The 16944-nt window shown below is 72.7% G+C and carries 15 protein-coding genes; 12 read left to right on the top strand and 3 right to left on the bottom strand.

Annotation, left to right across the window (positions count from 1 at the left end; translation table 11 throughout):
- Positions 1-39: 39 nt before the first annotated feature.
- The 3 genes from AB0C69_RS04420 to AB0C69_RS04430 all read left to right on the top strand — a co-directional run bounded on the left by AB0C69_RS04420 (position 40) and on the right by AB0C69_RS04430 (position 2718).
- Positions 40-1371 (top strand): sensor domain-containing protein, encoded by a 1332-nt coding sequence (locus AB0C69_RS04420; protein ID WP_360349647.1) that lies wholly within the window; start codon positions 40-42, stop codon positions 1369-1371.
- Positions 1341-2027, top strand: coding sequence for a response regulator transcription factor (locus AB0C69_RS04425; protein ID WP_360349650.1), 687 nt, complete (start codon positions 1341-1343; stop codon positions 2025-2027). The genes AB0C69_RS04420 and AB0C69_RS04425 overlap by 31 nt, the downstream gene beginning before the upstream one ends.
- A gap of 136 nt (positions 2028-2163) precedes the next feature.
- Positions 2164-2718 (top strand): SMI1/KNR4 family protein, encoded by a 555-nt coding sequence (locus AB0C69_RS04430; RefSeq protein WP_360349653.1) that lies wholly within the window; start codon positions 2164-2166, stop codon positions 2716-2718.
- An 87-nt stretch (positions 2719-2805) separates the two neighbouring features.
- Here the strand turns inward: AB0C69_RS04430 and AB0C69_RS04435 are convergent, their stop codons facing one another.
- Positions 2806-4344 carry an MFS transporter gene (locus tag AB0C69_RS04435; protein WP_360349656.1) on the bottom strand — a complete coding sequence of 513 codons (1539 nt, stop codon included), beginning with the start codon at positions 4342-4344 and terminating at the stop codon, positions 2806-2808.
- A gap of 164 nt (positions 4345-4508) precedes the next feature.
- Positions 4509-5255 carry a helix-turn-helix domain-containing protein gene (locus AB0C69_RS04440; protein ID WP_360349659.1) on the bottom strand — a complete coding sequence of 249 codons (747 nt, stop codon included), beginning with the start codon at positions 5253-5255 and terminating at the stop codon, positions 4509-4511.
- Positions 5256-5507: 252 nt separating this feature from the next.
- On the opposite strand from AB0C69_RS04440, the gene AB0C69_RS04445 reads away from it, so the two are divergent.
- Genes AB0C69_RS04445 through AB0C69_RS04455 form a run of 3 tightly spaced genes read left to right on the top strand, consistent with a single transcriptional unit; the run spans position 5508 to position 7947 of the window.
- Positions 5508-6167 carry a DUF4097 family beta strand repeat-containing protein gene (locus AB0C69_RS04445; protein WP_353832001.1) on the top strand — a complete coding sequence of 220 codons (660 nt, stop codon included), beginning with the start codon at positions 5508-5510 and terminating at the stop codon, positions 6165-6167.
- 38 nt (positions 6168-6205) lie between these two features.
- Positions 6206-7177, top strand: a complete 972-nt coding sequence (locus AB0C69_RS04450) for an ATP-binding cassette domain-containing protein (protein WP_345170947.1) — start codon at positions 6206-6208, stop codon at positions 7175-7177.
- Positions 7174-7947 carry an ABC transporter permease gene (locus AB0C69_RS04455; RefSeq protein WP_345170945.1) on the top strand — a complete coding sequence of 258 codons (774 nt, stop codon included), beginning with the start codon at positions 7174-7176 and terminating at the stop codon, positions 7945-7947. The genes AB0C69_RS04450 and AB0C69_RS04455 overlap by 4 nt, the downstream gene beginning before the upstream one ends.
- Positions 7948-8057: 110 nt before the next feature.
- Here AB0C69_RS04455 and AB0C69_RS04460 read toward each other — a convergent pair whose 3' ends face one another.
- Positions 8058-8687 carry an LUD domain-containing protein gene (locus AB0C69_RS04460; RefSeq protein WP_360349664.1) on the bottom strand — a complete coding sequence of 210 codons (630 nt, stop codon included), beginning with the start codon at positions 8685-8687 and terminating at the stop codon, positions 8058-8060.
- 157 nt (positions 8688-8844) lie between these two features.
- Between AB0C69_RS04460 and sigJ the strand changes: the two genes are divergently transcribed.
- From sigJ to AB0C69_RS04490, 6 genes are all read left to right on the top strand, one after another.
- Positions 8845-9783, top strand: a complete 939-nt coding sequence (gene sigJ, locus AB0C69_RS04465) for an RNA polymerase sigma factor SigJ (protein WP_360349667.1) — start codon at positions 8845-8847, stop codon at positions 9781-9783.
- Positions 9784-10022: 239 nt separating this feature from the next.
- Positions 10023-11618 (top strand): phospholipid carrier-dependent glycosyltransferase, encoded by a 1596-nt coding sequence (locus tag AB0C69_RS04470; protein ID WP_360349670.1) that lies wholly within the window; start codon positions 10023-10025, stop codon positions 11616-11618.
- Positions 11619-11668: 50 nt separating this feature from the next.
- Positions 11669-13045 carry a DUF6801 domain-containing protein gene (locus tag AB0C69_RS04475; RefSeq protein ID WP_360349673.1) on the top strand — a complete coding sequence of 459 codons (1377 nt, stop codon included), beginning with the start codon at positions 11669-11671 and terminating at the stop codon, positions 13043-13045.
- Between the two features lie 68 nt (positions 13046-13113).
- Complete coding sequence (locus tag AB0C69_RS04480) at positions 13114-14127, top strand: cupin-like domain-containing protein (RefSeq protein WP_360349676.1); 1014 nt, start codon at positions 13114-13116, stop codon at positions 14125-14127.
- Positions 14128-14382: 255 nt separating this feature from the next.
- Positions 14383-15684 carry a DUF6801 domain-containing protein gene (locus tag AB0C69_RS04485; RefSeq protein WP_360349679.1) on the top strand — a complete coding sequence of 434 codons (1302 nt, stop codon included), beginning with the start codon at positions 14383-14385 and terminating at the stop codon, positions 15682-15684.
- A gap of 125 nt (positions 15685-15809) precedes the next feature.
- Positions 15810-16937 (top strand): DUF6801 domain-containing protein, encoded by a 1128-nt coding sequence (locus AB0C69_RS04490; protein ID WP_360349682.1) that lies wholly within the window; start codon positions 15810-15812, stop codon positions 16935-16937.
- Positions 16938-16944 lie beyond the last annotated feature (7 nt).

The following is a 16944-nucleotide window of genomic DNA, read 5'->3' on the forward strand; positions in this document are numbered from 1 at the left end:
GCGGGCCGGGCACGGCGCGGGGTCGGCTAGCGTACGCCTGTGCCGAACGACCCGCCGCCCACCCTGCTGGCCGCGATGGGACGCCGCGGCTTCCTGCTGACGGCCTGGCCTTGGCGCGCCGCCGGCTACCTGCTGTCGACCGTGGTCGTCGTGGTCGCGGCGGGACTGCCGCTGGCGGTGCTCGGGACGCCGCTGCTCCTGGCCGCCGCCTCGGACGCCGCGCTCGGCGAGCGCGCGCTGCCGGCCGTCCTCGGCCTCCTGCTGGTCGCCGGGCTCGGGCCGGCGGTGACCATCCCGCTGACCGGTCTGGAACGGCGCCGACTCCGCCTGGTGGACGCCCGTCCGGCGGGCCCGGGGCATCGGCGGCCGCCCGAGCGGGGCGTCCTGCCGTGGCTCCGCACCCGCTACACCGAACCGGTCACCTGGCGCGCGCTCGGCTACTTCCTGCTGCTGTCGGCCGCCGTCCCCGTCCTGTACGCGGCGCTGCTGTCCGTGCTGGCCTTCGAGTCCGGCGCCGTGGTCGCCCCGCTGATCATGCTCGGCGGCGACGGGCCGATGGTGCTCGGCCCGGTGAAGATCGCGACGCCGGAGGAGGCGCTGCCCTACGCGGCCGCGGGGCTGGTGCTGCTGCCCGCCGTCCCGTACCTGCTCGGCCTGGTCGCCGCGGGGCAGGGCGCGCTCGCCCGGACCTCCCTGCGCAACGGCTCGGGGCAACGGCTCCAGGCCGAGCTTGTCGAGGTCGCGCGGTCCCGCGCCCGGCTGGTCGACGCGTTCGAGGCCGAGCGGCGCCGCATCGAGCGCGACCTGCACGACGGCGCCCAGCAGCGGCTGCTCTCCCTCACCCTGAAGCTCGGGATCGCCCGCGTCGACCTGCCGCCCGGGTCCCCGGCGGCCGGCAGCGTCGCGGACGCCCACGCGGAGGCCAAGCTGCTCATGACCGAGCTGCGGGAACTCGTCCACGGGATCCACCCCCGCGTCCTCACCGACCGGGGCCTGGCGGCGGCGCTGGGCGAGCTGGCCGACCGGTCCCCGCTCGCGGTCGCCGTCGAGGCCGACCTGCCCGGACGGCTTCCCCGCCAGATCGAGAGCACGGCCTACTTCGCCGCGGCCGAGGCGCTCACGAACGCCGCCAAGCACAGCGGCGCCGACCGGGCCGCGGTGGTCGCGCGCCTCGCCGGCGGCGTCCTCACGGTGGAGGTCGCCGACGAGGGCGCGGGCGGCGCCGACCCGTCCCGCGGCACCGGGCTGACCGGCCTCGCCGACCGGGTGGCGGTGATCGACGGCAGACTGCTCGTGTCGAGCCCCGCCGGGGGGCCGACCCTCGTCCGCGTGGAGCTGCCTTGCGAACCGAACCGACCGCCGTCCGGGTAGTCCTCGCCGAGGACGGCGTCCTGCTGCGGGAGGGCCTGGCGGGGCTGCTGGCCAGGTTCGGCTTCGACGTGGCCGCCGCCGTCGACGACGCCGAGGCCCTGCTCGCGGCCGTCGCCGAGCACCGCCCCGACCTGGTCATCACCGACATCCGGATGCCGCCGGGCTTCTCCGACGAGGGCCTGCGGGCCGCCGTGCGGCTGCGCCGCGCCGACCCGGGCCTCGCGGTGGTGGCGCTCAGCCAGTACGTCGAGCTGAGCTACGCCGCCGACCTGCTCGACTCCGGCGACGGCCGCCGGGTCGGCTACCTGCTCAAGGACCGGGTGGTGGACGTCGCCGACTTCGTCGCCGCGCTGCGCCAGGTCCTCGACGGCGGGACGGTGGTGGACCCGAAGGTCATCCGGCAGCTCATCGGCCGCCGCCGTGACCCGCTCGCCGCGCTGTCCCCCCGCGAGCACGAGGTGCTCGCGCTGATCGCCGAGGGCGGCTCCAACGCCGCCATCGCCCGCCGGCTGGTCGTCACCGAAGCGACCGTGGGCAAGCACGTCCGCAGCATCCTGGCCAAGCTCGACCTCCCCCAGACCGACGACACGCACCGCCGGGTCCTCGCCGTCCTGACCTACCTCCGAGACCGTCCCCCCGCCCCAGACCCCGGCTGAGCCCGTGAGGCCCGGCGCGTCCCAAAGGCCCTGGCGATGGAGCGGAAATCCCCGTGAACGCGCCGCCGGAGCGGCCTAACGATCACGGAAGCACGCCCGGGTCGCCCAGGGATGGACGCGCATGGAGTAGACGCGCATGGAATGGATGTGGAACCGCCATGTGATCCTCGCCGCCCTCGCCACGCTGGGCGACAGAGGTGAGCTGGGGCCGCCGTGCCGGTCGGAGGACGTCCTCGACCTGGAACGGCGTCTCGATGTCCGCCTGCCCGACTCGTACCGCGATTTCGTCCTGCGGGTCGGTGACGGCGGAGCCGGCCCGGGCCACGGCCTTTGGCCGCTCGGCCGGTCCGCCAGGTGGGCGGACCGCGGCGCCTACGCGCCCCGGTATCTGGCCACGCCCTTCCCGTTCACCGCCCGCGTCCCCGCTGAGCGTTTCGACGAGCTGGACGAGCACGGGAACCACGAGGACGCGCTGACCGGATCCGTGATCATCGCCGAGATCGGGCACGGGGCGTACTTCCGGATGGTCGTGACCGGGGCGGCCCCCGGGCGGGTCTGGCGCGACGAAGTGCGCGCCCCTGGCGGCGCGCTCACCCCAGGTCTCGACTTCGCCGACTGGTACGCGAACTGGCTGGTTCGGCTCGGCGCCCTCAAGGGGACCCCCGCCGGCCGCCGCCGGATCGCCGACTGAGATCAGTGCGGCCGGGCCGCCGCCGACCAGGCTCGTGCCCTCAAGGCAGTCGGCCGTGGTCTGGGCGGCGGTCGCGGCCGCTGTCTGTCAGACGCTGGGGGCGGGGGCTCCGGGCGGCAGGCCCGGGGCCGCGGCGTCCTCGGGCACGGCCTGGTCCTCTGGGGCGGTCCGGTGCTCGGAAACGGTCTGGAGGTCGGGGCGCGGGGTGTTCATCAGGACGGCGACGATCAGTGCGCCGACCACGAGGATCCCGGCGGACCAGGCGCCGGCCGCGGCGAAGCCCTCCACCAGTGCCTGCTTGGCGACGGCCGGGCTCGGGCCGTGCGAGGCCAGGTAGTCCGCGGTCGCCGCGGTGGCGATGGTGTTGAGCAGCGCGATGCCGATCGAACCGCCGATCTGCTGCGCGGTGTTGACGGTCGCCGAGGCGATGCCGGAGTCGCCCTGGCCGACGCCGTGGGTCGCGTAGTCGAGGGCGACCGGCATGATCATGCCCGCCCCGAAGCCGAGGAGGAGCTGGGCGACGAGGACGCCCGCGGCGTAGGGGGTGCCGGGATCCAGGGTGAGCATCCACAACATGCCGGCGGAGCTCACCAGCATGCCGGGGACGATCAGAGCGCGCGGCGCGACCCTGGGCAGCAGCCGGGTGGTGAGGCCGCCGGCCGACAGCAGCACCGCCGTGGCCATCGGAAGGAAGGCCGCGCCCGTTCTGATCGGCGAGTACCCCTTGACGACCTGCATGTAGTACGTCAGGAAGAGGAACGCGCCGAACATCCCGATGACCGACAGGCCCACGGCCAGGTAGGCGCCGCCGCGTGTCCGGTCGGCGACCACGCGCAGCGGCAGCAGCGGCTGCGCGACGCGGCTCTCGACGAGGGCGAACGCGGCGAGCAGCACCGCGCCGGCGGCGAGCAGGCCGATGACCTTCGCCGAGCCCCAGCCGTCCGACCCGGCCCGGCCCGTGGCGTACACGATCGCGACCAGCCCGCCGGTGACCGGCAGGACGCCGAGGAAGTCGAACCGGGCGGAGCCCGGGTGCCGGGACTCGGTGAGCATCGCGAACCCGCCGACCGCAGCGACCACGGCGATCGGGATGTTGATGTACAGGCACCAGCGCCAGTCCAGGTAGTCGGTCAGCGCCCCGCCGGCCAGCAGCCCGATCGCGCCGCCCGCGGCGGAGATCGCGCCCCAGATCCCGAACGCCTTGGCGCGGTCCTTCGGCCCGGTGAAGGTCACGGCCAGCAGCGACAGCGCGGACGGCCCGAGCAGCGCGCCGAACGCGCCCTGCAGCGCGCGGGCCGTCAGCAGCATCTCGAAGTCGCCCGCCGCGCCGCCGAGCGCCGACGCGCCGGCGAAGCCGAGCAGGGCGACCAGGAAGGCCCGCTTCCGGCCGGTGTAGTCGGCGATCCGGCCGCCGAGCAGCAGCAGGCTCCCGAACGCCAGCGTGTACGCGGTGATGATCCACTGCCGGTCGCCGTCGGAGATCTGCAGGTCCCGCTGGAGCGACGGCAGCGCGATGTTCACGACCGTCCCGTCCAGAACGATCATTAGTTGGGCCAGGCCGATGAACGGCAGCGCGGCCCAGCGGCGCGAGCCGGCCGGCGGCGCGGCCGCCTTCGTGGTCGCCATGACTTCGTCCTCACTCGTGGTGCGGCGTGCCGCGCGAATCGATCGCGGGCCTCCTGACGCACACGAGACACCGGCGGCCGCGTCCTTCTGACAGGCCGCTCGTGTGAACTGCGCCACGGGCCGCGATGACGCCGCCCGCGTCCGGCCGGGGCGCCGGGACGGCCCTAGCCGCGGTCCGGTTCCGGCGCGGCGGCGACCGGGGGCGTTTCCGGCTTGGTGTAGAGGACGTCGCGGGCCTGCTCCACGGCCCGGTTCAGGCTTTCGCTGACGAAGTCGAGGAAGCGGGCGGCGTTCTCCAGGCGGGTGGCGGCCGGGGTGCCGCGCCCGAGGACGGCGACGCCCTCCCGCGCTGCTTCGCTGAAGCGGTCGTTGTCCCGGATGCTGCGGATCATCGACTGGTACCAGAGGTCGTTGTCGACGACGTAGCGGTCGCGCCGGCCGTCGCTCTCCCGGCGGATGAGTTCCAGGTCCGCGAGGAAGCCGACCGCCTTGGAGATGGACGCGGGGCTGACCTGGAGCCGCTCGGCGAGTTCGGAGGCGGTGAGGCTGGTGTCGGCGGTGTAGAGGCAGCTCAGCACCCGGGCCGTCATCTTGGGCAGGCCCGACGTCATGATGACGGTGGCGAGGGTCTCCTGGAACTCCAGCACCGCCTCGGCGTCGCGTCCGTAGGGCTGCGGCGCCGCCCGCGTTCCCCGGGCCGCGGTCTGGGTGCGCCGCCGGGTGCGGCGCTGGGTGGCGTGGTGGGCCAGGTCGGCGCGGTAGCCGGTGGGGCCGCCGTTGCGCATCACCTCGCGCGTGACCGTGGAGGTCGGACGGTCGAGGCGGCGCGCGATCTCCGCGTAGGCGAGGCCGTCGGCCAGCCCCACCGCTATCTGCTGGCGCTCCTGCTGGGTGAGCCTGCCTCCCGGCATCACGACCCCTTTCGTGCCCCGCGGGGCCGTGGTGTTCCCTGACGCCTCCACCATAGCGTTCACCTTCAGTACATTGCAACGTTCGGCAGCGTTGCGTTGCGTTAGATTCCAGTCTGTTGCAATGATTATCTAACTCTGACCTGCGCAAATGCTACTTCAATGCAAAGATCGTGTTGCCTGTATCTGGAAAGCAACGTAGCTTTTGCGTTGTTCGAAACAAGCAGCCGCAAGGCGGACCGCAAGGAGAGCACGATGCAGAAGTTCGACACCCCCGCCCCGATCACCGCCGTCCTGGACGTCCCCGCCGGCCGCGTCCAGCTCATCGCCGCCGACCGCACCGACACCGCGGTCGAGGTCCGGCCCGCCGACGCGTCCAAGGGCCGCGACGTGAAGGCCGCGGAGCAGACCGCGGTCGAGTACGCGGACGGCGTCCTGCGGATCGCGGTCCCGGTGAACAACCGCCTCGGCTCCTCCGGGGCGGTCGAGGTGACGGTCCAGCTGCCCACCGGGTCCCGGGTCGAGGGGAAGGCGGCCGCCGCCGAGCTCCGGACCGTCGGACGGTTCGGCGACGTCGCCTTCGAGGGCGCCTACCGCTCGATCAAGCTGGACGAGGCCGCGAGCCTGCGCCTCACCGCCACCGACGGCGACGTCGAGGTCGGCCGGCTGGGCGGCCCCGCGGAGATCAGCACCCAGCGGGGCGACATCCGGATCACCGAGGCCGCGGGCGGCAAGGTCGTCCTGCGCACCATGTCCGGCGACATCTCGGTCGGCGCCGCCGCGGGCGTCTCGGCCTCCCTGGACGCCGGCACCAGCCAGGGCCGCATCACCAACACCCTCAAGAACGACGGCACCGCCGAACTCGACCTCCACGCCACCACGATGCACGGCGACATCACCGCCCGCAGCCTCTGACCCGCGGCCCCGACGCGACCCCCCAAAGGAGCAGCACCATGACCGACCTGGCCATCGCGGCGACCGGGCTGCGCAAGTCCTACCGCGACAAGAAGGGCGAGAAGGTCGTCCTGGACGGCATCGACCTGTCCGTCCCCGAAGGAACGATCTTCTCCCTGCTCGGCCCGAACGGCGCGGGCAAGACCACCACCGTCCAGATCCTGTCCACGCTGATCCGGGCCGACGCCGGCGAGGTCCGCGTCGCGGGGTTCGACCTCGGCCGCCAGGCCGACGACGTGCGCGGCGCGATCGGGGTGACCGGGCAGTACTCGGCGGTCGACAAGCTCCTGACCGGCGAGGAGAACCTCCTCCTCATGGCCGACCTCAGGCACCTGCCGAAGAGCGAGGGCAGGCGGAAGGCCGCCGAACTGCTGGAGAAGTTCGACCTGGTCGACGCGGCGGGCAAGCCGGCCTCGACCTACTCCGGCGGCATGCAGCGCCGGCTCGACCTGGCGATGACCCTGGTCGGCGACCCCAAGCTGATCTTCCTGGACGAGCCCACCACCGGCCTCGACCCGCGCAGCCGCCGCGCCATGTGGGGCATCGTCCGCGACCTCGTCCGGGACGGCGTCACCATCTTCCTCACCACGCAGTACCTGGAGGAGGCCGACGAGCTCGCCGACCGCATCGCCCTCCTCGACCAGGGGCGGCTGATCGCCGAGGGCACCTCCGAGGAGCTGAAGCGGCGCATCCCCGGCGGCCACATCCTGCTGAAGTTCGGCGAGCCCGGCCGGCTCGACGCCGCCGCGCTGGCCCTCGGCGCCGGCACCCCCGACCCGGAGGCGTTCACCCTCCAGGTGCCGAGCGACGGCAGCGTCCGGATGATCCGGGACGTGCTCGCCGTCCTGGACGACCACTCGATCGAGATCGACGAGATGTCGGTGCACACGCCCGACCTCGACGACGTCTTCCTCACCCTCACCGGCCGGCAGGCCGACGACACGGCCGGAACCAAGGAGGCCCTCCGATGAGCACGCTCACCCTCGCCGCGCGCGACTCCTCCACCATGGTCCGGCGGCAGCTCAAGCGCATCGTCCGCTACCCGTCCATGACCATCCAGCTGATCATCACGCCGGTCATCATCCTGCTGCTGTTCGTCTACGTCCTCGGCGGCACCCTCGGCAGCGGGCTCGGCGGCGGCCGGGACGCCTACGTGAACTACGTCGTCCCCGGCATCCTGCTCATGACGGCCGCGACCGCCGCGACCGGAACCGCCGTCATGGTCGCCACCGACATGACCGAGGGCATCGTCGCCCGCTTCCGCACCATGCGGATCTCCCGGGCCTCGGTCCTCACCGGCCACGTCGTCGCCAGCGTCGTCCAGCAGCTCTTCGGCATGGCCGTCCTCATCGGCATCGCGCTGGCGATCGGCTTCCGCCCGAACGCCTCCGCCGTCGAGTGGCTGGCGACCGCCGGGATGCTGACCCTGTTCGCGGTGGCCGTCACCTGGCTGTCGGTCGCCCTCGGCCTGAAGGCCTCGACCCCCGAGGCCGCCAGCAACGCCCCGATGCCGCTGATCCTCCTGCCCTTCCTCGGCAGCGGCTTCGTCCCCACCGACTCCATGCCCACCGCCCTGCGCTGGTTCGCCGAGTACCAGCCCTTCACCCCGATCATGGAGACCGTCCGCGGGCTCCTGCTCGGCACCCCGATCGGCAACAGCGGCGCCATCGCCGCCGCGTGGTGCGCCGGCCTCGCCCTCCTCTCCTACTTCTGGGCCAAGCGCACCTACAACAAGGCCTGACCGTGAACCGGCCGACCAGGGCCGTCAGACCAAAGGGTCTGACGGCCCTGACCGCTTTCCGGTCCAGAACAGGCGCGCCGTCGCCCTGGCCGCGGGACGACCTCCGGGGGTCAGAAGCCGATGGATTCGCGGAGGAGCAGGACGGTGCCGCGTCCGGGTTGGTATTCCGCGTTGAGGATGAGGAGGCGGTTGACGGCGCTGGGCGTGCCGTAGGCCTTCAGGGCGCGGGCGTTCTCCAGCGGCAGGCAGTGGTCTTCGACGCGGCGCAGCGCGGTGCTCAGGTCGGGCACCACCTTCTGGGCGCCGGCGATCCAGATCGCGCGGGCGGCTCCGCCGGAGTAGCCGGGCAACTGGCTTCCGCTGCCCGAGGCGACCACGAGGGAACCGGTCTCGGTGACCGCGTGGACGCTGCCGACGACGACGTCGGGGGCGGCGCACAGCCGCCGGATCTCGTCCGTACGGGTGGCGCGGTCCATGGCCAGGATGCGCGGCTTGACGGCGTCGTATCGTCCGCTGCCGTTGATGTCCTCGTCGATGCCGGACAGGCGGAGGGTCTCGCTGGCCGCGGTGAACACGCCGGCGCCCTCGGGGATCAGCTCCCTGACACGGGTGCGCGCGGCGGCGGCGTCATCGAGGATCTCGACGGTGAAACCGTGCGCGGTGAGGGCGGCGGCCGCCCGTTCCAGACGCCGCCCGGGCGCCGCTTCGGTGAACGGCGGCGCCGGAATCGAGGTGGTCATGATGTCGCTGAGCTCCTTGTCGCCGGATGATGGGGTGGTCTGAGCAGTTCGACAACGCAGCCCGCGGAAACGTGAGGCAGGCGCGCCGCCTCACATTCCGGTGCGCCGTCCTGTCGAAGGGGTGAGGACCGATTCGACCGAGGGAGCCGTCGGCGCCATGACCATCCGATCCGAGCCCGAGCAGGACCGGCCCGACCCGGACCTGGATGCGATCATGAGCGAGCGGCGGCGCCTGACCGGTCTCGCCTACCGGCTCCTGGGCTCCCTGGCCGAGGCCGAGGACGCCGTGCAGGAGACCTACGCCCGCTGGTACGCCATGTCCCGGCAGCAGCAGGAGGCCGTCGAGGTGCCCGGGGCCTGGCTGACGACGGTCGCCGGCCGCATCTGCCTGAACGTGCTCGGCTCGGCGCGGGCCCGGCGAGAGACGTATGTGGGCGACTGGATCCCCGAGCCGCTGCCCGAGCGCGCGGAGTGGATCGGCGGGCGGCCGGACGGCGCGGCCGCGGACCCGGCCGACCGGGTCACCCTGGACGAGTCGCTCAGCCTGGCCTTCCTGGTCGTGCTCGAATCGATGACCCCCGCCGAGCGCGTCGCGTTCATCCTGCACGACGTCTTCCGCCACCCCTTCGCCGAAGTGGCCGAGATCGTCGGCCGCACTCCGGCGGCGTGCCGCCAGCTGGCCTCCTCGGCCCGCCGCCGCGTCCGCGCCTCGCAGCCCTCCGCGGCCCCGCCGGCCCGGCACGCCGCTGTCGTCAGAGCCTTCAGGCGGGCGTGGGAGGCGAAGGACATCGACGCCCTCATCCGCCTGGTCGACCCCGACGCCACGGCGGTCGCCGACGGCGGCGGCCTCGCCACCACCTTCTCGCCCCCCATCGAGGGCGGCGAGCGGATCGCGCGCGCCTGGCTCGAACTCGCCCGGCGCAGGCCCGACGACATGACGTTCGCGGAGCGTTTGGTCAACGGGCAGCCCGGCCTGGTGGCGCAGCAGAACGGCGCCATCGTGTCGGTGTTCGCGTTCCAGATCGCGGAAGACCGGATCCGGCGCATCTGGGTGGTGCGCAACCCCGAGAAACTCCGCCGCTGGACGGCGGGGTGACGCGGCGTTCCGGGCCTTGCCCCTTTCGCGGGGCGGAAATCGCGCGTCTCGGGACAGCGGTGTTCGGAGAAGTTGTCGTTCGCTTCTATAACGGCATTCGGGTTTCCGGAGCGGGACGTTAGAAAACTCACAGAGGTGAGTAATCGCCGCCCTTTCTTCGTCGCGGACTTGGTTCATCCGGTGGTGCGCCGCTCATTACGGTTCTTCTCCCCGTCCACGCCTTAGCGAAGGGGAGCACCTTGACCGCCTCCGTAGCGGTGGAAGAACCGGCGTCCGCGGCCGGCGCGCCGGCCGGTCGGCGCGCGTCCGCGTGGGGCTGGGCCGGGCCGCTGCTCGTCGCGGCGTTCGCCGGGTTCCTGGTGTTCCACCGGCTCGGCGCCCCTCACGCCCTCGTGTGGGACGAGACGTACTACGCCAAGGACGCCTGGGCGTTCCTGCACTACGGGGTCGAGCACAACTGGCGCGGCGGGCCGAACGGCGAGTACGCCGACTCCTTCTTCATCGCCGGGCATCCCGCGGCGGGGCTCGCGGGCGGCGGCGAGTGGGCCGCGCATCCGCCGCTCGGGAAGTGGCTCATCGCCGCCGGGATGGCGCTCTTCGGATCCGGCCCGTTCGGTTACCGGTGCGCGGCGGGTGCGGCGGGGGTGCTGGCGGTGCTGATGCTGGCCCGCATCGCGCGGCGGCTGACCGGCTCGACCGTTCTCGGCTGCGCGGCCGGGCTGCTGCTCGCACTGGACGGCTCGTGGCTGGTGTCCAGCCGCGCGTCCATGCTCGACATCTTCCTGCTCGTGTGGGTGCTGGCCGGGTTCGGCTGCCTCATCGCCGATCGGGACAGGACGCGGGAGGCCCTGGCCGCGCGTTCCGATAGCGGGGGGCTTGGCGGGCCGTTCGTCTGGCATGGGTGGCGCTTGGCGGGCGGGGTCTGTTTCGGTCTCGCCTGCGCGACGAAATGGTCCGGCGCCTCCGTGCTCGTGTTCTTCTGGGCGCTGGCGCTGATCTGGGACGGGAAAGCGCGCAAGGACACCGGAGCCGTCCGGCCGTGGCGTGGCATGGCCAGGCTCGACCTCCTGCCCTCGCTGGTCCAGGTGTGGGCCGTCGCCGGGGTCGTCTACCTGGCTAGTTGGTGGGGCTGGTTCGTCTCAGGGACGCCGCTGCAGAAGGCCCTCTTCGGCCAGAACGTCCCGGGGTTCCAGCGGCGCTGGGCCGAGGCGCATCCGAGCGGCCTGTGGCCGTCGTTCCTCGATCCGCTGCGGTCGCTGTGGCACTACCACGCGATGACTCTGGACTTCCACGGCGGCGTGACGCAGCCGAACCCCGGCCAGTCGTGGCCCTGGCAGTGGCCCGTCCTCGGACATCCGGCCGTCATGTGGCGCACCTCCGTACCGCAGGGACGGGACGGCTGCGGCGCCGCGAAGTGCGTCAGCGAGATCTCCCACCTCGGCACGCCTGCGCTCTGGTGGTTCTCCATCGTCGCGCTGCTCGGCATGGTGGTCTGCGCCTTCGCGGCGCGCGACCGGCGGGCCGCGGCGGTCGTGGGCGGCTACCTCGCGAGCTGGCTGCCCTGGTTCCCCGCCGCGCTCGCCGGCCGGACGATGTACTCCACCTACGCGCTGCCGATGCTGCCGTTCGCGATCCTCGCGATCGTCCTGCTCTTCGACGGCGTCTCCGCCCCGCACCGGGAGCGGCCCGTGCCGCGCCTGCTGCTCGGCGCCGCCGGGGCCGCCTACCTCGCGCTCGTGGCGGTGAACCTGGCCTACCTCCTGCCGATCCTCACAGGCCAGCCCCTTCCGGAGGCCGGCCGGCAGGCCCGCCTGTGGCTTCCCGGGTGGACGTGACCTCGCGCCGGCCCGCACGTCCGCAGCAGTCCCAGGAGAGGTGATCGACGATGAGGACCCCCGCCCGCTGGAGGCTCGGCGCCGTGACGGCCGTCGGGCTGGGCGCGCTCGTGACCGGATCCCTGCCAGGCGGTGCGGCGCGGGCGCAGGAGGCGGACGCCGCCCTGACCTACGCGTGCCGCCTGCCGTCCGGGACGTCGCGGGAGGTCGGCGTCCGGGTGCGGGGCGCGTTCCCCGCGACGGGAACGGCCGGACGACCCGTGCGGCCGGGCCGGGTCACGGTCGCGGTGACGATCCCGAAGGCCGCGGTGCCCGAGGTGAGCGCGCTCGGCGGCGCCTCCGTCGCCGGGACCGCGGAGCTCGGCGTGTCCGTGCGGCAGGACGGCCGGTCCGCCCCGGCGGCCTGGCCGGGACTCGCCACGCCCGCCACCCCGGTCGCGGACGGCGCCGACCTGGTCCTGGCGGCGTCCGGGGACGTCCCGCCGGTCACGCCCGCCGGGACCGGCGACCTCACGTTCACCGCCGGGGACCTGACGCTGGAGCTCGGCCCGCGCGACGCCCACGGCGGCGTCCCCGAGGACGCGAAACCGGCGATCACCATCGGGTGCGAGCCGACGGCGGAGCACGTCCTCGCCACGGTGCCCGTCCCCGCCGGCGAGGCCCCGGCGACGCCCGCGCCGCCGAAGACCGCGCCGCCGAAGACAGGGAAGCGGGCTGCCGCGGCGCCCGGCGAGACCCCGGCCGAGTGCGGGAGGTTCACCGGGCCCACCGATGACTGGTACCCCGGCTGCGTCTACCTGTCGGGGTTCTCCAACGTCGCCAAGCTCAAGGGCGCCGCGATCCTGAACGATCCGGAGTTCGGCCGCCCCGCCCTCACCAATGTCGTCTACGCGCTCACCGACACCGGCGCCTCCGTCCGGCAGCGGTTCGTCTCGCCGCTGCGGTCGCGGTCGACGTTCCTGACCTTCGGGTTCATGCCGACGACCGCGACGATGGAGATGACGCAGCGCCCCCTCGGGCCGGGCGAGGACTACGGGACGTTCGAGGCCGTCAGCGACATGCAGACCGGCGTCCAGTCCGTCAGCGCCCACATGCGGATGTCGATCCGCATCTCGGACGTCTCCGTCAACGGGACGCCGCTGGACGTCGGCGGGAACTGCCGCACCGCCGCCGACGCCGACATCGTCCTCAAGGGCGAGATGACCAGCGTCCTGGAAGGCGGGATGCTCGACGGCTCGTTCCGCATCCCGCGCTTCACCGGCTGCGGGGCCGTCGAGGACCTCGGCCCGCTGTTCGACGGCGCCGTCTCCGGCCCGGGGAACCTGCTGCGCGTCACCCTGGGCGCCACCTGCATCCCGGACGCCGACATCAGCTGCCCGCCGGTCGTCCCCGCCCCCGCGCGCACCGCCCCGCGCCCCGCCGGCTGAACGACGTGCCCGCCCACCGCAACGCCTGCTCATCACAACGCCTGCTCACCGAACCACGGAGGAACGCCGTGACCACCACCCGACCGAAGGACCAGTGGCGCCGCTGGATCGCCGAGAACCTGCTGCTCGGCAACCCGCCGGAGGTGATCCGCGCGGCGCTGGCGAGCAACGGGTTCACCGAGGAGGAGGCCGCCCGGGAGGTGGCCGGCGCGCTGGCGAGCCCGTACGTGCTGGGCGCGACCCGCGTCGCCAACCGGCTCCGCAAGCGCGAGTGGACGCTGACCGTCTACGGGCGGCTCGCCCGGATGCGCGCGGACGGCGGCGAAATCGTCCGGAGGGAGCGCCTCTCCCGGGACGAGTTCTTCGAGGAGTACTACTTCCAGAACCGCCCCGTCATCATCACCGGAATGCTCAAGTCGTGGCCCGCGCTCACGAAGTGGGACTTCGACTACCTGCGCGCGACGTGCGGCGGCAACGAGGTCGAGGTGCAGTTCGGCCGCGAGTCCGACGAGAACTACGAGATCAACGGGCCGCGGCACAAGCGGCTCATGCCGTTCCGCGAGTACGTCGACATGGTCGAGGCGGCCGGGACGACCAACGACTTCTACATGACGGCCAACAACGCGTCCCGAAACCAGCGGGCGCTGGACGTCCTGTGGGACGACATCGACCCGGTCTCCGAGTACCTGGACGGCGGCGAGGTCAAGGGCCGCAGTTTCTTCTGGCTCGGCCCGCCCGGCACGAAGACGCCCTATCACCACGACCTGACCAACAACTTCATGGCGCAGGTGATGGGCCGCAAGAGGGTCAGGATGGTGCCGATGCACGACACCGCCCACGTCTACAACACCCTGCACTGCTACTCGGAGGTCGACGGGAGCGACGTCGACTACGACAGGTTCCCGGCCATGCGCGGGGCGCAGGTGCTGGAGTGCACGCTCGCCCCCGGTGAGCTGCTGTTCATCCCGATCGGGTGGTGGCACTACGTCGAGGGCCTCGACGCCACGATCACGATGAGCTTCACCAACTTCCTGAAAGACAACGACTTCGCCTCCGACTACACCACCTACCAGCACCTCTGATCCGTTCGCGCCGGTGATTCGAGCACCGGATGACAAAGTGCGGAAACGCTGTCGTCCGGTGATCTGACGCTGCCCTCGAAAAGCTCGAAAAATGTCAGATCGTGCTCAAGTGGCCGCACTTTTGAAAAGCCGTTGAACGGTGAGCGTGAACCCCTTTGATTTTGTCAGTCGACCGCGAAGACCCGGGTGCCGGAGGCCGGTAATTTACCGCCTCGAAACGTACGGGAAATCTGGTTCCGGACGAAAGGCAGAAAGTTGGACGACAAGCTCGGTACGCGCAAGCGGCGCACGGCCAAGGGCCTCGCGACCGCGGCCATCGGGGGCCTCGGCCTCTCCCTGCTCGGCGTCGTCGGCGCCGGCCCCGCCCTGGCGGACCCGATCCACCAGACGCTGAACTTCCACTGCGTCTTCCCGCTGATCGGCAACCAGCCGCTCACGGTCGACATCGACAGCGACTTCCCGTCCAGCATCAAGGTCGGGGAGCTGTCGCCGCCCTTCCATATCAAGTCGACGGCGCACATCACCGGGACCATCACCAACGGCCTGCGCGCGGTGAAGGCCGTCACGCTGGAGGGCACGGCCTCCGCCGACTCGGTCGTGTCGGTGCCCGAGGACCCGAACCTGCCGGTCGCGACGGACGTCGTCATCAACAAGGTCGACATCCCGCAGCAGGCCGGGGCGACCTGGGACCTGGTCGCCGAGGGCGACGCGCCGCAGCTGGTGTTCAGCCAGACCGGCGAAGGCAAGATCACGATCGTCGGGCTGACGCAGCACATCAACCCGAAGAAGGCCGACGGCACCGAGGTCTGGGCCGGCGGCAAGGACGTGACCTGCACCAAGGACCCGGGCCAGGACGAGCCGTTCGCCCACTTCACCATCACCGACGGCGGCACCCCCACGCCGACGCCCACCCCGACCCCGACGCCGACTCCCACTCCCACGCCGACCCCCACGCCGACCCCGACGCCCACCCCCACTCCCACGCCGACTCCGACCCCCACTCCCACCCCGACCCCCACGCCCACCCCGACTCCCACCGGCGGTGAGCACTACGACTTCACCCTCTCCGGTGAGACGTTCGTGAAGGCGCCGAACGGCAAGGCGCCCCTGACCGGTTCCGTCGGCGCCGACCTGAACCTGGACACCGGCGCCGTCACCGCGGACCTGAAGCTCGCCCCGACCAAGGGCAACTTCCAGATCCTCGGCTTCCTGCCGGTGACCGCCGACATCGGCCTCGTCACGCAGGGCCCGACCACCGGCCTCTACAAGGACGGCCAGCTCACGACCAACAGCAAGGTCATCACCAAGCTGTCGTCGTTCAACGTGTTCGGCGCCATCCCGATCGGCGGCGGTGAGAACTGCCAGACCACCGAGCCCTCCGACATCCGGCTCCAGTCGCCCGCGGGCGAGTTCTTCGACCCGGGCGTCGGCGGCAAGATCAGCGGACGGTACGCGCTCTCGTCGATCGACCAGTGCGGGCCGCTGACCGGCATCCTCAACCTCTTCACCGCCGGTGACGGCAACACCATCGACCTGACCCTCACGCCCAAGGCGTGACGGCGGCGGTGAGCTGACGGTCAACCAGGGCGGGCCCCCGCCGCCGCGCCGCGAACGCGGCGTGCCGCGGACGCGGCGCAGCCGGACACGGCGGGGGCCCCTCCCAGACGAGGCGAGGTCGACAGGTGACGAAGAAGAAGAGAACGGGCGCCGCGCTGGCCCTGGCCGCCGCGCTGCTGGCGTCGGGCCTCGCCGGCGCGGGCCCCGCCGCGGCGGGCCCGGCCACCCTCGGGCTCGACTACCACTGCACGTTCCCGCTCCTCGGGCCCCAGCCGGTGCACGTGGAGCTCAGCGCGAACGTCCCCGCCCGGGTCGAGGTCGGCGAGGTCATGCCGGGCATCACCGTCGACTCGGTCTCGACGGTGAGCGCGGAGTCCGCGCGGGGCCTGCGGGCCCTGTACGCGACGACCCTGCAGGGCCACGCGCTGGCCGACGCGACGCTGACCGTCCCCGAGACGCCGGACGGCCTGCCCGTCGAGGTCGACTCCGCGCTGGACGGGACGCCGATCCCGGCGTCCGGCGGCTTCACCGTGAAGGGGCGCGGCGCGGCGCCCGACCTGACGTTCACGAAGGCCGGGCCCGGCAAGGTCACCGTGGGGGACCTCGTCCTGACCCTGACCCCGCGGACGGACGACGGCGGCGCCTCCGGGCTCGGCACGTTCGAGTCCGAGTGCACGCAGGACCCGGGGCAGGACGCCGTCCTCGCCTCCTTCGAGATCGTGGACGAGGACGGCGGCCCGGGGGCCGCGCCGTACTCCTACACGCTCCAGGGCTCTTCCACGATCAGGGCGTCCGGCGGGACGATCCCGCTGACCGGCGCCCTCGACGCGAAGATCGACGGCGGCGCGGTCACCGGCGGCCTCACGCTGGACCCGTCCAAGGCCCGGTTCCAGATGCTCGGCTTCCTGCCCGTGACGGCCGACGTCGTGTTCGCCGCCGAGGGCGGGACGACCGGGACCTACAAGGACGGCGTCCTCACCACCGTCTCGAAGGTGACCGCGCGCTTCCCCGCGTTCACGGTGTTCGGCTTCCTGCCCGTCGGAGGCGGCGAGGCGTGCCGGACGTCCCGTCCGACCGGCCTCACGCTGACCTCCGCCGCCGGGTTCGACCCGAAGGCGGGCGGCGCGCTGGCCGGCGCCTACGAGCTGCCGCCGATCGACGGCTGCGGCGCGCTCACCGGCGTCCTCGGCTCCTCCCTCGCCGGCCCCGGCAACGCGGTCACCGTGACGCTCACCCCGAAGAAGACGAGCTAGGAGCAGG

Origin of the sequence: Actinomadura sp. NPDC048032 (assembly GCF_040653175.1) — a bacterium.
GTDB classification, from domain to species: Bacteria; Actinomycetota; Actinomycetes; order Streptosporangiales; family Streptosporangiaceae; genus Spirillospora; species Spirillospora verrucosospora.

Excerpts from the sequence above, each read along its gene's own strand:
- AB0C69_RS04435 (WP_360349656.1), bottom strand. The coding sequence starts at position 4,344 with ATGGCGACCACGAAGGCGGCCGCGCCGCCGGCCGGCTCGCGCCGCTGG.
- AB0C69_RS04445 (WP_353832001.1), top strand. The coding sequence starts at position 5,508 with ATGCAGAAGTTCGACACCCCCGCCCCGATCACCGCCGTCCTGGACGTC.
- AB0C69_RS04430 (WP_360349653.1), top strand. The coding sequence starts at position 2,164 with ATGGAATGGATGTGGAACCGCCATGTGATCCTCGCCGCCCTCGCCACG.
- AB0C69_RS04460 (WP_360349664.1), bottom strand. The coding sequence starts at position 8,687 with ATGACCACCTCGATTCCGGCGCCGCCGTTCACCGAAGCGGCGCCCGGG.
- AB0C69_RS04475 (WP_360349673.1), top strand. The coding sequence starts at position 11,669 with ATGAGGACCCCCGCCCGCTGGAGGCTCGGCGCCGTGACGGCCGTCGGG.
- AB0C69_RS04450 (WP_345170947.1), top strand. The coding sequence starts at position 6,206 with ATGACCGACCTGGCCATCGCGGCGACCGGGCTGCGCAAGTCCTACCGC.
- AB0C69_RS04455 (WP_345170945.1), top strand. The coding sequence starts at position 7,174 with ATGAGCACGCTCACCCTCGCCGCGCGCGACTCCTCCACCATGGTCCGG.
- AB0C69_RS04440 (WP_360349659.1), bottom strand. The coding sequence starts at position 5,255 with ATGCCGGGAGGCAGGCTCACCCAGCAGGAGCGCCAGCAGATAGCGGTG.
- sigJ (WP_360349667.1), top strand. The coding sequence starts at position 8,845 with ATGACCATCCGATCCGAGCCCGAGCAGGACCGGCCCGACCCGGACCTG.